Origin of the sequence: Actinokineospora pegani (assembly GCF_009745975.1) — a bacterium.
Lineage (GTDB): Bacteria > Actinomycetota > Actinomycetes > Mycobacteriales > Pseudonocardiaceae > Actinokineospora > Actinokineospora pegani.
Genome location: NZ_WHOL01000113.1, coordinates 119205 through 132883, shown reverse-complemented (window position 1 = coordinate 132883; position 13679 = coordinate 119205). Strand labels below are relative to the sequence as shown.

Sequence of the window (13679 nt, the reverse complement as noted above, 5' to 3'; positions counted from 1 at the left end):
TTTTCGGTACCGATCGGAGGACCCCGATGCCCGCCGAGCGCTGCCTGCCCGACACCGCCGCCGAGGACCTGATCGCCCTCGCCAGGGAGATCGCGCGCGACGAGCTCGCCCCGGCCGCGGCCAAGCACGAGGAGGCCGCCGAGTTCCCGCGCGAGCACTTCCGGCTGCTGGGCCGCAGCGGGCTGCTCGGCCTGCCCTACGCGGAGCGCTGGGGCGGCGGCGAGCTGTCGTACGAGGTCTACCTGCAGGTGCTCGAGGAGGTCGCGGCCGCGTGGATGTCGGTCGGCGTGGGGCTGTCGGTGCACACGATGTCCTGCTGGGCGCTGGCCCACCACGGCACCGACGAGCAGCGCGACCGCTGGCTGCCGGACATGCTCGGCGGCGACCTGCTCGGCGCGTACGCCCTCTCCGAGACCCACGCCGGGTCCGACGCCGCCGCGCTGCGCACCCGCGCCCGCCGCGACGGGGACGAGTACGTGGTCTCCGGGACCAAGGCGTGGATCACCCATGGCGGCGAGGCGAACTTCTACACCACGATGGTCCGCACCTCCGACGACGGCAGCCGGGGCATCAGCTGCCTGCTCGTCGACGCGGCCACCCCCGGCCTGGCCGCGGCCCCCGCCGAGCGCAAGATGGGCCTGAACGGCTCCACGACGGCGCAGTTGGCGTTCGACGCCGCCCGGGTCCCGGCCGACCGGCTCGTCGGCGCGGAGGGAGCCGGGCTGCGCTTCGCCCTCGATGCCCTCAACTCCGGGCGGCTGGGCATCGCCGCGTGCGCGGTGGGCCTGGCGCAGGCCGCGCTGGACGAGGCCGTTGCCTACGCCAAGGCCCGCACCCAGTTCGACCGCGCGATCATCGACTTCCAGGGCGTGGAGTTCCTCCTCGCCGACATGGCCGCCGCCGTGGAGTCCTCCCGCGCGGTGTACCTGGACGCGGCGCGGCGCCGCGACCGGGGCCTGCCGTTCGTCCGCCAGGCCTCGATCGCCAAGCTGGTCGCCACCGACGCGGCGATGAAGGTCACCACCGACGCCGTGCAGGTCCTCGGCGGCGCGGGCTACACCCGTGACTTCCCGGTGGAGCGGTACATGCGCGAGGCGAAGGTGACCCAGATTTTCGAGGGCACCAACCAGATCCAGCGAATGGTCATCGCCCGGGAGCTGAAGAAGGCATAGCGTCGTATTTCGGCCAACCCCTTCACGCCGGGATCTTTCCGGACGATGGAGCGATATGGGGATCACCGACCACCCCGCCCTCGCCGACCGGGTGGTGGACCTGCTGGCCCGCCTCCCCCGCATGGAGGGCGGCGACCGCCGCACCGCTGACGACGTGTTCGCCGCGGTCATCGCCCGCCTCGCCCAATCCCGCCGCACCGCCACCTTCGACGTCTTCGAGGCCGACCCCACCTCTCCCGCGCGCCGGGCCGCCCTCGCCCAGGTGCTCACCACCGAACTGGAGACGACCCCCGAGTTCCTGGCCACGATCCAGGACCTCTTGCCCAGCCGCCCCCACCGCCCCGATCGCCGGACCCCGGGCCTGCCCGTCGTCGCCATCGGCCTGGCCATCGGCGGACTCCTCGCCGCCACAGCGGGACTGGTCACCGCTCTCGCCACCCCGCCGCCCCTGGACGGCACCGCCGCCTGCCGCACCTTCTTCGGCCTGGAGCAGGACGCGCAGAAGGCCTTCCTCGCCCGCGTCTTCCAAGACCGCGGCGAGCCCGCGAGGGCGAAGGAGCCGTACATCGTCGCGAGCATTCTCTACGCCTGCGGGCAACGGCCCGAGAGCACCGTCAACCAGATCATCGACGCGTCGGGCTGAGCCGGCTACGCACCGGCGAGGTCTGCGAGGGTGTTGAGTTGCCCGAGGAAGGCGGCGCGCGCCGGCATGTCCTGCGGGAGTTGCTGGTCGCATGGTCGATGAGGACGTCGAGGACCCAGTTGTACATGCTGCTGGACGCTGCCCAGTGCCGGTCATCGCTGATGAAAACGTCGCCTGCCATCAGTCACCCACCAAGAACACGTGGGGTCCCGCTGCCCCGGCTCGTCCACGTCACGGTTCCTGGTAGAAGATCGGCTGCGTCTCCCCCAGCCCCGTCTCCGCGTTGAACCGGTAGACCTGCCGACCGTCCACAAAGACCTGTAGAGCCCGGCTCATCACATCCAGCGGATCACCCGACCACACGACGACATCCGCGTCCAGCCCGACCTTCAACGCCCCCACCCGGTCGTCCAATCCCAGCATCGAAGCCGGGTTCACCGTGATCGAGCGCAGCCCCGACTCCGGGTCCAACCCCTCCTTCACCGCCAGGGTGACCTGGTGCACGAGGAAGTTGATCGGGATGACCGGGTGGTCCGTGGTGATCGCGATCTGCACGCCCGCGCGGTCCAGGATGCCGGGGTTGCGCAGGGTCCGGTGCCGCAGCTCGACCTTCGTCCTGGTCGTGAACAGCGGACCGGTCACCACCGGGACGCCCCGCTCGGCGATCAGGTCGGCCAACAGGTGCGCCTCGGTGCCGTGGTTCAGCACCAGCCGGTAGCCGAACTCGGCGGCCAACCGCAGCGCCGTGGCGATGTCGTCGGCGCGGTGGGCGTGTTGGCACCAGGGGAGGTCGCCGTCGAGGACGGCGGCCAGGGCCTCGTTGGTGAGGTCCCGGTCGAAGGGGCCCGCAGCGGCGGCCTTGCGGGCCTGGTAGTCCTGGGCCCTGGTCAGGGCCTCGCGGATGACGGCGGCGACGCCGAGGCGGGTGGAGGGGAGTTTGTCCTTGTCGCCGTAGACGCGTTTGGGGTTCTCGCCGAGGGCGCTCTTCATGCTGACCGGGTCGCGCAGGAGCATCTCGTCGACGGTGCGGCCCCAGCACTTGACCGCGACCGTGTGGCCGCCGATCACGTTGCCGGAGCCCGGTTTCACCACGACCGTCGTCACGCCGCCGGACAGCGCGTCGCGGAAGCCCTCGTCGTCGGGGTTGATGCCGTCGATGGCGCGCACGCGGGCGGTGACCGGGTCGGTCATCTCGTTGACGTCCTGGCCCGCCCAGCCCTGCGACTCCTCGCAGACGCCGAGGTGGCCGTGCGCCTCGACGAAGCCGGGCAGCACCCACTTGCCCGTGGCGTCGACGACGTCGGCGTCGGGGGGCACCTCGACATCGCCCACGGCGGTGATCTTCCCGTCGGCGATGAGGACCGTGCCGCCCTCGACCGGCGGGCCGTCGACCGGGACGACGCGCCCGCCGGTGATCGCGGTCGTCACACCAGCACCCCGATCCCCCACGAGGCCGACCAGCTCGCTCCGGGGGCCACGGTCAGCACGTCGGTGCCCGAGTTCAGCGCGTCCGGCGGGCAGGTCATCGGCTCGATGGCGACCGACCGGCCGGGGCCGAACGAACCGGCGGCGGGCGTGTACACCTGCACCCACTTGAACACCGGCTCGGCCCACACCTGCACGCCCCGGCCGGAGGAGTCCGTCAGCGTGTGCCGGACCAGGCCGTCGGCACCGGGCTCGCAGCCGCCGAACGCGTCGTCGAGGGACAGCTCGCGCAGCGGGGCGCCCGAGCGCAGCTTCGAGTCGATCGGGGTGGCGGGCCCGCTCGGGGTCATGCTGTCGGCGTCGAGCGGAAGGTGCGTGGTGGCGGCCAGGCGCAGGTCGAGGTCGCCGACGTCGAGCGCGCCCGCGCGCGGGTACGGGTGCGTGCCGACGCCGAAGGGCATGGGGTCGGCGCAGAGGTTGCGCACGCCGTGGGTGACCTTGAGGCCGTCCGGGCCCACCGCGTACTTGACGCTGGTCTCGAAGGTGAACGGCCACCCGGGGCGCCGGTCGACCACGACCGAGAGGGTGACCGCGTCGTCGGTGCGCTCGCCGACGGTCCAGTCCTCCTTGCGCACCAGGCCGTGGATCGCGTTGCCCCTGGCCGGTTCGGTGATGTTGAGGTGCTGCGGCACCTCGTCGAGCGGCCACACCCCGCCCGCGACCCGGTTGGGCCACGGCACCAGGACGGCCCCGGCGCCCATCGGCGGCTCCTGGCCCTCCGGGTAGGTCTCGGAGTAGGGCCTGCCGTCGACCTCGAGCACGCGCAGCCCGGCGCCGAACGTCGTCACGACGGCGCGTGTCCCACCCGACCGGATCTCCCACTGCTCTGTGTCCATGGTCACGAGCCTAGGCTGCGCGGGACCGGTCAGCGCGTTCACCAGGAGGGCCCAGTGCGCGTCCACCACCTCGACTGCGGCCCGATGCGCCCGTTCGGCGGATCGCTGCTGGACGGCGGGCCGGGCGGGCCCGCGCGTGCGGCGGCGCTGTGCTGCCACGTGCTGCTGGTCGAGTCCCCGGACGGCCTGGTGCTGGTCGACACCGGGATGTCTCGCGGCGACCTGGCCAACCCGCCGGGCACCCTGGGCCGCCAGTTCCGGATGGTCGCCCGGCCGCTCGCGAACCCGGCGCACGCGGCTGTCGAGCAGATCCGCGGCCTCGGCCTCGACCCGGCCGAGGTCGCCCACGTCCTGCTGACGCACATGGACCTCGACCACGCGGGCGGCCTGCCCGACTTCCCGAAGGCGACCGTGCACGTCCTCGGCGACGAGTTCCGCGCCGCCACCGCCCGCCGGACCGTTGCCGAGAAAGCCCGCTACGTCCCCGCCCAGTGGGCGCACCAACCGGCGTGGCGGCTGCACGAGCCCACCGGCGGCGACACCTGGTTCGGCTTCGACGCCGTGGCCCCCGCGGCCGGGCTGCCCGACGGGTTCGCGCTCGTGCCGCTCGTCGGCCACACGCGCGGGCACGCCGGGATCGCCGTGGAGTCCGACGGCGGCTGGCTGCTGCACGCGGGCGACGCCTACTTCCACCACGGCGCGCTCGAGCCCGAGCCGAGCGTGCCGCCGCTGCTGCGGGTGTTCGAGGCCCGGATGCAGACCCTCGGGGAGCAGCGGCGGCACAACCAGGCGCGGTTGCGGGAACTGGTCGCGGCGCACGGCGACGAGGTCACCGTGTTCTCCGCCCACGACCAGACCGAACTGGACCGGCTACGAGCCCACTGACGACACGTCGCCCCGGTTGGCCTTGCCGACGGCGAACCGGTTGACGAAGTAGAGCAGCACGCCGACCGCGAGCAGGATCGCGGCGATCTTGTACTCCTGCGCGGGCCTGCCCGACAGCGGGCTGGCCAGGTAGGCGCAGGTGACCGCGCCGATCACCGGCAGCGCGGTCGGGGCGCGGAAGTGCTTGTGCTCGACCTGTTCGCGGCGCAGCACCAGGACCGCGACGTTGACGATGGCGAAGACGATGAGCAGCAGCAGCGACGTGGTGCCGCCGAGCAGGCTGATGTCGACGGTGGCGACCAGCACGGCGGCGATGGCGCTGGTGAACAGGATCGCCAGCCACGGCGTGCGGCGCGAGGGGTGCACCAGGCCGAAGAACGGGGGGATGATCCGCTCCCGGGCCATGCCGTAGACGAGCCTGCTGGCCATCAGCATGTTGATCAGCGCGGAGTTGACGACCGCGAGCAGCCCGATCAGCGCGAACACCCACAGCGGGAACCCGGGTGCGCCGACCGACAGGACCCTGAGCAGCGCGTCGCTGCCCGCGTCGGCGAGCTCGTCGGCGGGCAGCAGCAGCGACGAGGTGAGCGCGACCAGCAGGTAGATCGTCGCGGCGATGCCCATGCCGACCAGCATCGCCTTGGGGAAGATCTTGGTCGGCTCGTGGCACTCCTCGGCCATGTTGACCGAGTCCTCGAAGCCGACCATCGCGAAGAACGCCAGCGCGGTGGCCGAGCTGACCGCGATCAGCGGGGTCTGGTCGGCGGTGTCGATCTGGGTCAGCCGCGACGGGTCGCCCTGGCCGGAGGTGATCGCGTAGAACCCCACCACAATGATGATCAGCAGGCCGGACAGCTCGATGACGGTCAGCACGACGTTGGCCCACAGCGACTCGGCCACGCCGCGGAAGTTGATCGCGGCGAGCAGCACCACGAACCCGATGGCGATCCACACCGTCGGGATGACCAGCGAGTCGCCCATGAGCTTGCGCAGGTAGGTGTTGCCGAAGGCCTGCGCGGCCGACGCCGCCGAGGTGATGCCGGAGGACATGACCGCGAAGGCGACCATGAACGTCAAGAACTGGATCTTGAAGGCGCGGTTGGCGTAGAGCGCCGCCCCGGCCGCCCTGGGGTACTTGCCCACCAGCTCCAAGTAGCTGAACGCGGTCAGGAAGGCCACCGAGAAGGCGATCAGGAACGGCAGCCACAGCGCGCCGCCGATCTTGCCCGCGACGGTGCCGGTGAGCGCGTAGACGCCCGTCCCGACGATGTCCCCGACCACGAACAGCAGCAGCAGCCCCGGCCCGATGACGCGCTTGAGCTCCGGCTGCGCCGCGGGCGCCTGTCCCGACTCGACACTCATGGCCGATCAGTGTGCCGGCCCCGGGGGGTGGATCGTTGACAAGTCAGGAAACCGCCGCTGGGGTGAAGCGGTAGCGCCAGAACGCGGGCAGCGCCGCGACGGTCACGACCGTCAGCACGACGGTGGCCACGCCGCCGATCACCACGGTCGGGCCGGTGCCGATGGTGGCCCCGCCCCAGCCGTGCACGAGGTCGGCGACGCGCGGACCACCGGCCACGACCACGGTGAACACCCCCTGCATCCGGCCGCGCATCTCGTCGGTCGCCTCCACCTGCAGCATGGCCGAGCGGTGCACGGCGCTGATCAGGTCGGCCCCGCCCGCGATGGCCAGGAAGACCACCGCCAGCCACAGCGACGAGGTCAGCCCGAACAGCGCGATGGCCGCTCCCCACACGCAGACCGACACGGTGATGACCGCGCCCTGGCGGCGGATGCGCGAGACGGCGCCGGAGAACAGCCCGAAGACGACCGCGCCGATCGGGATGGCGGCGAACAGCAGCCCCAGCGCGGGCCCGCCCTCCGGCGGGTCGCCGTAGGTCGCGTGCGCCATCTCCGGGAACAGCGCCCTGGGCATCCCGGCGACCATCGCGATGATGTCGACCAGGAACGACACCAGCAGCAGCTTCTTGGCCGCCAGGTACCGGAACCCGTCGAGGACCTGGCGCACGCCCGCCGACCTCGACGCCGACTCCCCGGGCGGGATCGGCGGCAGCCGCAGCACCCACAGCAGCGCGATCCCCAGTGCGGCGGTGTCGACGAGGTAGAGCGTCGCCAGGCCGAGCACCGGGATCAGCGCCCCGGCCAGCAGCGGGCCGAACACCGCGCCGAAGGTGAACGTGGTGAAGTTCAGCGCGCTGGCCTGCGGCAGCACCTCGGCCGGGACCAGCCGCGCGACGGCGGCGCTGCGCGTGGGCATGTTGACCGCGACGAACGCCTGCTGCACGCCCAGCAGCACCAGGACCAGCGCCACCGACCCGACGTCGAAGTACGCCTGCGCCCAGAACAGCCCGGAGGTGACCGCCACCCCCAGGTTGCTGACGATGATCACCTTGCGCCGGTCCAGCGCGTCGGCGATCGCCCCGCCCCAGAGCCCGAACACCAGCAGCGGGATCAGCCCGACCGCGCCTGCCACGCCGACGTAGGCCGATGACCCGGTCAGGTCGAACACCTGCGTCGGCACCGCGACGGCCGTCAACTGGCTGCCGATCGCGGTGACGACGGTGGAGTACCAGAAGGTCCGGTAGTCCCTGACCCGCAGCGGGCGCGTGTCGATGACCACCTTGCCCAGGGCGGTGCGGAACCGGCCCCTGGGCCGCTGCTGTGGGCTGCTCACGGAGGGAGCGTAGGGCAGCTAACGATCCGTGGTCCGCGGGCCGCTCGCGCGTTCCCGGGCTACGGGCCGAGCCGCTCGACCTTCCAGCCGCCGTGCGTGTCGCGGAAGCGCAGCCGGTCGTGCATCCGGTCGGCGCGGCCCTGCCAGAACTCCACGGTCTGCGGCTGGATGCGCCAACCGCCCCAGTGCGGCGGGACGGGGATGGTCTCGGCGTCGGCGAACTGCCGTTCCACATTGGCCAGCGCGCTCTCCAGCGTGCCGCGGCCGTTGACGACGATCGACTGCGGGGAGGCCCAGGCGCCCAGTTGCGAGCCGCGGGGGCGCTGCGCCCAGTACTCGGCGGTCTCGGCACTGCGTACCTTCTCGACGGTCCCGCGTACCGTCACCTGGCGCTGCAGGCCGTACCAGGGGAACGTCGCCGAGGCGAAGCGGGTGGCGAGCAGGTCGTGGCTCTTGGTCGAGGCGTAGTTGGTGAAGAAGACCACGCCGCGCTCGTCGAGGCCCTTGGCCAGGACGGTGCGCGAGGACGGGAACCCGTCGCCGCTCGCGGTGGCGAGGACCATGGCGTTGGCGTCCGGCAGGCCCTGGGCGACGGCCTGGTCGAGCCAGCGCTGCAACTGCTCGTGCCAGGTGGCGGCGAGGTCGGCCTCGGTCAGCGAGCCCTGCTCGTAGGCGACTCGCATGGACGGCAGTTTCAGATCGATGTCGCCGTTGGGCATCGGTTTCTCCTCGCACGCGCCGGGGTCACCTCGCACCTGAAAGGTACGGGTATTCGGGGTGAACGGAAACCGCTGCCGAGGTGACCGCGACCACCGGTTCTTCGGCGGGAACACGTTGGCACGCCTGAATTGTCACCCGTTGTGGCCCCGCACCGAACTGAATCGGTTCACTGAATCGTGACACACGCCACCGTGGTGAACGATTGCTAACGACACGAGCACGGAGGAAAGTTTTTTCGGCCGTGCAGTGGTGCCCGGCGCTGGTGTGCTGCCACGAAGACGCCGCCTTGGTGCCGACCAGAACCACTGCGGGCGAATCGTCGCGGACATGGCGCTGAGAGGCTGGATCGGATGACACACGCGGTAGAGGACAAGCAGGCGGCCAACGGCGAGCCGGACGACGGCTTCCGCCCCGGGCTGGAGGGCGTGGTCGCCTTCCGCACCGAGATCGCCGAGCCGGACCGGGACGGCGGCGCGCTGCGCTACCGCGGTGTCGACATCGAAGACCTGGTCGGCAAGGTCACCTTCGGCGACGTGTGGGCGCTGCTGGTCGACGGCCGCTTCGGCGAGAGCCTGCCGCCCGCCGAGCCGTTCCCGCTGCCGGTGCACTCCGGCGACGTGCGGGTCGACGTGCAGGCCGGGCTGGCGATGCTGGCGCCGATCTGGGGCTACCGCCCGCTGCTCGACATCACCGACGACGAGGCGCGCGACAACCTCGCGCGCGCGTCGGTCATGGCACTGTCCTATGTGGCCCAGTCGGCGCGCGGCATCCACCAGCCCGCCGTGCCGCAGAAGCGGGTGGACCAGGCGAGCACCATCACCGAGCGGTTCATGACCCGGTGGCGCGGCGAGCCCGACCCCCGCCACGTCGCGGCCATCGACGCCTACTGGGTCTCCGCCGCCGAGCACGGCCTCAACGCCTCCACCTTCACCGCCCGCGTCATCGCCTCCACCGGGGCCGACGTGGCCGCCGCCATCTCCGGCGCGATCGGCGCGATGTCCGGCCCGCTGCACGGCGGCGCCCCGGCCCGCGTGCTGCCGATGATCGAGGAGGTCGAGCGCACCGGCGACGCGCGCGGCTTCGTCAAGGGCCTGCTCGACCGCAAGGAGCGGCTGATGGGCTTCGGCCACCGGGTCTACCGGGCCGAGGACCCGCGCGCCCGCGTGCTGCGCCGCACCGCCAAGGAGCTGGGCGCCGAGCGCTACGACGCCGCCGCGGCCCTGGAGCAGGCCGCGCTGGCCGAGCTGCGCGAGCGCCGCCCGGACCGCGCCATCGAGACCAACGTCGAGTTCTGGGCCGCGGTCATCCTGGACTTCGCCGAGGTGCCGACGCACATGATGCCCGCGATGTTCACCTGCGCCCGCACCGCCGGGTGGTGCGCGCACATCCTGGAGCAGAAGCGCACCGGCCGCCTGGTCCGCCCCGCGGCCAAGTACATCGGCCCCGGCCCGCGCACGCCCGAGCAGGTCGAGGGCTGGACGGCAGGCTGACCCGGTTCTCTCCTCGAAGCCGCTTCCCACAAGGGGAGGCGGCTTCGCCTTTTTCCGGCCCCGGTGCAACCCCCGCGCGCGTCACGCGTCGTGAGGAGTGGTGGGGAGGGGACACGATGCGACGTTCTGACGACAAGTCTTTTCGGGAGTTCGCGCCGCGCCGCTCGCCGCCCCTGTTCCGCGGGACCGAGGGCGCCGGGTTCGTTGGCTGGTCCCCGGAACATCGAGAGCCGATCCACAGCAACGACGAGGGGAACCCATGACCAAGCGCATCCTGACCGCCCTGGCCGCGGCCGCCGTGGCCACTGTGGCCACCGTGGCCATCGCCCCGCAGGCCGCCGCCGACGAGGTGCCCGACATCCAGTGGCCGCCCGCGGGCATCGTCGACCCGCACCACAGCGTGGCCGAGCTGCAGGCCTTCGCCGACACCATGACCGACCGGCTGGAGCAGCTCTACCCGCAGGTCGTCCCGCAGGCCCAGGACCTGGTGCTCACCGGCTGGGGCGGCGAGGCGGCGGGCTCGATCTCCGAGGGGCAGGACTACCTGAGCAACTTCGCCCTCTACACCGACGCGCGGGGCAGCACCGGCCAGGCGCTCCAGGTCAACGCCCCCGGCCTGTTCACCGCCGCGCCGCGCGAGGTGTGCCAGGGCACGGTGTCCTGCACGGCCGACGTCCTCCCCGACGACTCCCTCGTCCTGCACACGCTGACGGTGGTGGGCGACCCGGCGGCGCCGCGCAAGCTCCGCAGCGCCACGCACTTCCGCCCCGACGGCGGCGTGGTCACCGCGACCGCCTACAACTACGACCCCGCCAACGGTGGCGCGCTCCTGCGCCCGGACACCGCCCTGGACGGCGCCCAACTGGCCGTGCTGGCCACGGACCCGCTCGGGCATGTCGGAGAATCACGCCCATGCTGCAGACCACTGAGTTCGCGTTGCTGCACCGCCTGGCCACCGAGCAGGCAGGCAGCCGGGCGCCCTCGCTGGTGGCGGGCGTGGTCCGCCGCGGGGAGCTCGTCTGGCACGGCGCGCGCGGGACCGTCGACGGGCAGGAGCCGACCGCCGACACCCAGTACCGGATCGGCTCGATCACCAAGACCTTCATCGGCGTGCTGGTCATGCGCCTGCGCGACGAGGGCAAGCTCGACCTCAACGACCCGCTGGACGCGCACCTGCCCGGCACGGCGTTCGGCTCGGCCACCGTCGCCCAGTTGCTCGCGCACACCTCCGGCCTGACCTCGGAGTCGCCCGGTCTGTGGTGGGAGCGGACGCCGGGCGGGGACTGGGCCGCGCTCAACAGCAGCCTCGGCCAGGAGTCCACGGTCCTGCGGCCCGGCGCGCACTTCCACTACAGCAACGTCGGCTTCGGCGTCCTCGGCGAGCTGGTGGCCCGGCTGCGCGGCGCGGACTGGTTCAGCGTGCTCGACGCCGAGGTCCTGCGCCCGCTCGGCATGACCCGCACGACCCCCGACCGGGTGGCCCCCGCCGCCGACGGCTGGGCCGTGCACCCCTACGCCGACGTGCTGCTGCACGAGCCCACGCCGGACGCGGGCGCGATGGCCCCGGCCGGTCAGCTCTGGTCGACCGCCACCGACCTGGCCCGCTGGGTGGCGTTCATCGGCGGCGACACCGGCGAGGTCCTGCACCCGGACACCGTCGCGGAGATGCGCGCCCCCGCCCACGTCGACGACGCGGACACCTGGACCGCCGGGTACGGCCTTGGCCTGCAGGCCCTGCGCGCAGGCGGGCGGCGGCTGGCGGGCCACGGCGGCTCCATGCCCGGCTTCCTCGCCGCCGCGTTCGCCGACCCGGCCACCGGCACCGGGGCGCTGTGCCTGGCCAACTCGACCGCGGGCGTGGGCGTCGGCGCGCTGGCGACCGACCTGATCGACCTGGCCGAGCGGCACGAGCCGGAGCTGCCCGCCCAGTGGCGGCCGCTGGCCGGGGTCGACCCGGCGCTGCTGGCCGCGACCGGGCGCTGGCACTGGGGCCCGACCCCGTACAACCTGCACCTGCTGGACGAGGGCTGGCTCAACCTCGTCCCCGTCACCGGTCGCGGCCGGGCCTCGCGCTTCCGCCCGGCGGGCGCGGACCGCTGGACCGGCCTCGACGGCTACTACGCCGGGGAGGCGCTGGTCCTGCACCGGGCCGCCGACGGCACGCCGAGCCACCTGGACCTGGCGACCTTCTCGTTCACCCGCGACCCGTACGGCACGCCCGCGGCCGTCCCCGGCGGTGTGGACGCCCGGGGCTGGCGACCCGCCTGACCGGGAATCACCCGATCGTGGTCGGACCAGCGAGAACCCGCGAGCCCGGCACCGCCGACTACCAGATAGTGGACAGGCATAGGCTGAAATCCCAACGTCCCATGTGAAAGGCGCAGACATGACCCAGACCGCCGATCCGAGCACGCTCGAGCTGCCCGCCGAGCTCCGGCCGTCCGACGGCCGCTTCGGGTGCGGCCCGTCCAAGGTCCGCCCCGAGCAGCTCGCGGCGCTCGCCGCCGAGGGCGCCAAGTTCATGGGCACCTCGCACCGCCAGAAGCCGGTCAAGTCGCTGGTCGGCCGCGTGCGGTCGGGCCTGCGCGAGCTGTTCTCGCTGCCCGAGGGCTACGAGGTCGTGCTGGGCAACGGCGGCACGACGGCGTTCTGGGACGCCGCCGCCTTCGGCCTCGTGCGCGAGCGGGCCCAGTTGTTCACCTACGGCGAGTTCTCCTCGAAGTTCGCCACGGTGAACAAGAAGGCCCCGTTCCTGGCCGACCCGATCGTGGTCTCCGCCGAGGCGGGCAGCGCCCCGGAGATCGCCTACCAGTCCGGGGCCGACCTGGTCGGCTGGGCCCACAACGAGACCTCCACCGGCGTGGCCGTGCCGGTCAGCCGCCCGGCTGGCTCCGAGGGCGCGCTGGTCGCCATCGACGCCACCTCCGGCGCGGGCGGCCTGCCGGTCAAGGCCGAGGACTTCGACGTCTACTACTTCGCCCCGCAGAAGTCCTTCGCCTCCGACGGCGGCCTGTGGCTGGCGCTGATGAGCCCGGCGGCCCTCGAGCGCGTCGGCGAGATCGCCGCCACCGACCGCTACATCCCGGAGTTCCTGTCCCTGGCCACCGCCCTGGACAACTCGGTCAAGGACCAGACCTACAACACCCCGGCCGTGGCCACCCTGTTCCTGCTCGCCGAGCAGTTGGACTGGATGAACGGCAACGGCGGCCTGGACTGGACCACCGCCCGCACCAAGGACTCCTCCGACCGCCTCTACAACTGGGCCGAGAAGACGGCGTACACCACCCCGTACGTCGCCGACCCCGCCCACCGCTCCCAGGTCGTGGCCACCATCGACTTCAGCGACACCATCGATGCCGCCGCGGTCGCCAAGGCTCTCCGGGCCAACGGCATCGTCGACGTGGAGCCCTACCGCAAGCTCGGCCGCAACCAGTTGCGCGTCGCGACCTTCCCCGCCGTCGAGCCCGCGGACATCACCACCCTCACCAACGCGATCGACTGGGTCGTGGAGCACCTCGGCTAGTCCCCGCTCGCACTGCTCCCCAGGAGGTCACCGCCCCCCCCCCCCGGCGGTGGCCTCCTGGCGTTTTCAGCGGGCCCGCCACGCCGCGTGATGAAAATGTGACCACATTCACCACCAGCCTCTTCAGCCCCATTGTCACCACCGCAGGGCCATCGACCGATTACCGTCAGGCGCGACATTCCGGCGTGTCCAGGGGGACACGCGAGCGAACGAGTGAACCGGGACCCAAT

Annotated in this window: 11 protein-coding genes; 6 read left to right on the top strand and 5 right to left on the bottom strand. The window is 72.4% G+C overall.

What is annotated here, in order from left to right; genetic code table 11:
* Positions 1–26 precede the first annotated feature (26 nt).
* Both GCL84_RS22945 and GCL84_RS22940 read left to right on the top strand, forming a co-directional pair.
* On the top strand, positions 27–1172 hold the full coding sequence (locus GCL84_RS22945) for an acyl-CoA dehydrogenase family protein (protein WP_156757591.1): 1146 nt from the start codon (positions 27–29) through the stop codon (positions 1170–1172).
* 55 nt (positions 1173–1227) lie between these two features.
* Positions 1228–1815 (top strand): hypothetical protein, encoded by a 588-nt coding sequence (locus GCL84_RS22940; RefSeq protein ID WP_156757590.1) that lies wholly within the window; start codon positions 1228–1230, stop codon positions 1813–1815.
* Positions 1816–2046: 231 nt separating this feature from the next.
* Here GCL84_RS22940 and GCL84_RS22935 read toward each other — a convergent pair whose 3' ends face one another.
* Complete coding sequence (locus tag GCL84_RS22935; protein WP_156757589.1) at positions 2047–3243, bottom strand: amidohydrolase; 1197 nt, start codon at positions 3241–3243, stop codon at positions 2047–2049.
* Complete coding sequence (locus GCL84_RS22930; protein WP_156757588.1) at positions 3240–4136, bottom strand: aldose 1-epimerase family protein; 897 nt, start codon at positions 4134–4136, stop codon at positions 3240–3242. The genes GCL84_RS22935 and GCL84_RS22930 overlap by 4 nt, the downstream gene beginning before the upstream one ends.
* Before the next feature lie 54 nt (positions 4137–4190).
* Here GCL84_RS22930 and GCL84_RS22925 point away from each other — a divergent pair, with 54 nt between their 5' ends.
* Entirely contained in the window at positions 4191–5021 is an 831-nt protein-coding gene (locus GCL84_RS22925; RefSeq protein WP_156757587.1) for an MBL fold metallo-hydrolase, read from the top strand.
* On the opposite strand, the gene GCL84_RS22920 is transcribed toward GCL84_RS22925, so the two are convergent.
* Genes GCL84_RS22920 through pdxH form a run of 3 tightly spaced genes read right to left on the bottom strand, consistent with a single transcriptional unit; the run spans position 5007 to position 8435 of the window.
* Positions 5007–6383, bottom strand: a complete 1377-nt coding sequence (locus GCL84_RS22920) for an APC family permease (RefSeq protein WP_156757586.1) — start codon at positions 6381–6383, stop codon at positions 5007–5009. The two genes, GCL84_RS22925 and GCL84_RS22920, sit on opposite strands and share 15 nt — an antisense overlap.
* A 43-nt stretch (positions 6384–6426) precedes the next feature.
* Positions 6427–7716 carry an MFS transporter gene (locus GCL84_RS22915; protein ID WP_156757585.1) on the bottom strand — a complete coding sequence of 430 codons (1290 nt, stop codon included), beginning with the start codon at positions 7714–7716 and terminating at the stop codon, positions 6427–6429.
* A gap of 59 nt (positions 7717–7775) precedes the next feature.
* Positions 7776–8435, bottom strand: a complete 660-nt coding sequence (gene pdxH / locus GCL84_RS22910) for a pyridoxamine 5'-phosphate oxidase (RefSeq protein ID WP_156757584.1) — start codon at positions 8433–8435, stop codon at positions 7776–7778.
* A 351-nt stretch (positions 8436–8786) separates the two neighbouring features.
* Between pdxH and GCL84_RS22905 the strand changes: the two genes are divergently transcribed.
* The 3 genes from GCL84_RS22905 (at position 8787) to serC (ending at position 13449) form a co-directional block, all read left to right on the top strand.
* The gene (locus GCL84_RS22905; RefSeq protein ID WP_156757583.1) at positions 8787–9926 is read left to right on the top strand and encodes a citrate synthase 2; all 1140 of its coding nucleotides are present in this window, start codon (positions 8787–8789) and stop codon (positions 9924–9926) included.
* Between the two features lie 912 nt (positions 9927–10838).
* Positions 10839–12194 carry a serine hydrolase domain-containing protein gene (locus GCL84_RS22895; RefSeq protein ID WP_156757581.1) on the top strand — a complete coding sequence of 452 codons (1356 nt, stop codon included), beginning with the start codon at positions 10839–10841 and terminating at the stop codon, positions 12192–12194.
* 118 nt (positions 12195–12312) lie between these two features.
* Positions 12313–13449 carry a phosphoserine transaminase gene (serC, locus tag GCL84_RS22890; protein ID WP_156757580.1) on the top strand — a complete coding sequence of 379 codons (1137 nt, stop codon included), beginning with the start codon at positions 12313–12315 and terminating at the stop codon, positions 13447–13449.
* Positions 13450–13679: the final 230 nt, after the last annotated feature.

What these genes read in the sequence shown, in the direction of transcription:
- GCL84_RS22905 (WP_156757583.1), top strand. Translation starts at nt 8,787, where the DNA reads ATGACACACGCGGTAGAGGACAAGCAGGCGGCCAACGGCGAGCCGGAC.
- GCL84_RS22920 (WP_156757586.1), bottom strand. Translation starts at nt 6,383, where the DNA reads ATGAGTGTCGAGTCGGGACAGGCGCCCGCGGCGCAGCCGGAGCTCAAG.
- pdxH (WP_156757584.1), bottom strand. Translation starts at nt 8,435, where the DNA reads ATGCCCAACGGCGACATCGATCTGAAACTGCCGTCCATGCGAGTCGCC.
- GCL84_RS22945 (WP_156757591.1), top strand. Translation starts at nt 27, where the DNA reads ATGCCCGCCGAGCGCTGCCTGCCCGACACCGCCGCCGAGGACCTGATC.
- serC (WP_156757580.1), top strand. Translation starts at nt 12,313, where the DNA reads ATGACCCAGACCGCCGATCCGAGCACGCTCGAGCTGCCCGCCGAGCTC.
- GCL84_RS22930 (WP_156757588.1), bottom strand. Translation starts at nt 4,136, where the DNA reads ATGGACACAGAGCAGTGGGAGATCCGGTCGGGTGGGACACGCGCCGTC.
- GCL84_RS22895 (WP_156757581.1), top strand. Translation starts at nt 10,839, where the DNA reads ATGCTGCAGACCACTGAGTTCGCGTTGCTGCACCGCCTGGCCACCGAG.
- GCL84_RS22940 (WP_156757590.1), top strand. Translation starts at nt 1,228, where the DNA reads ATGGGGATCACCGACCACCCCGCCCTCGCCGACCGGGTGGTGGACCTG.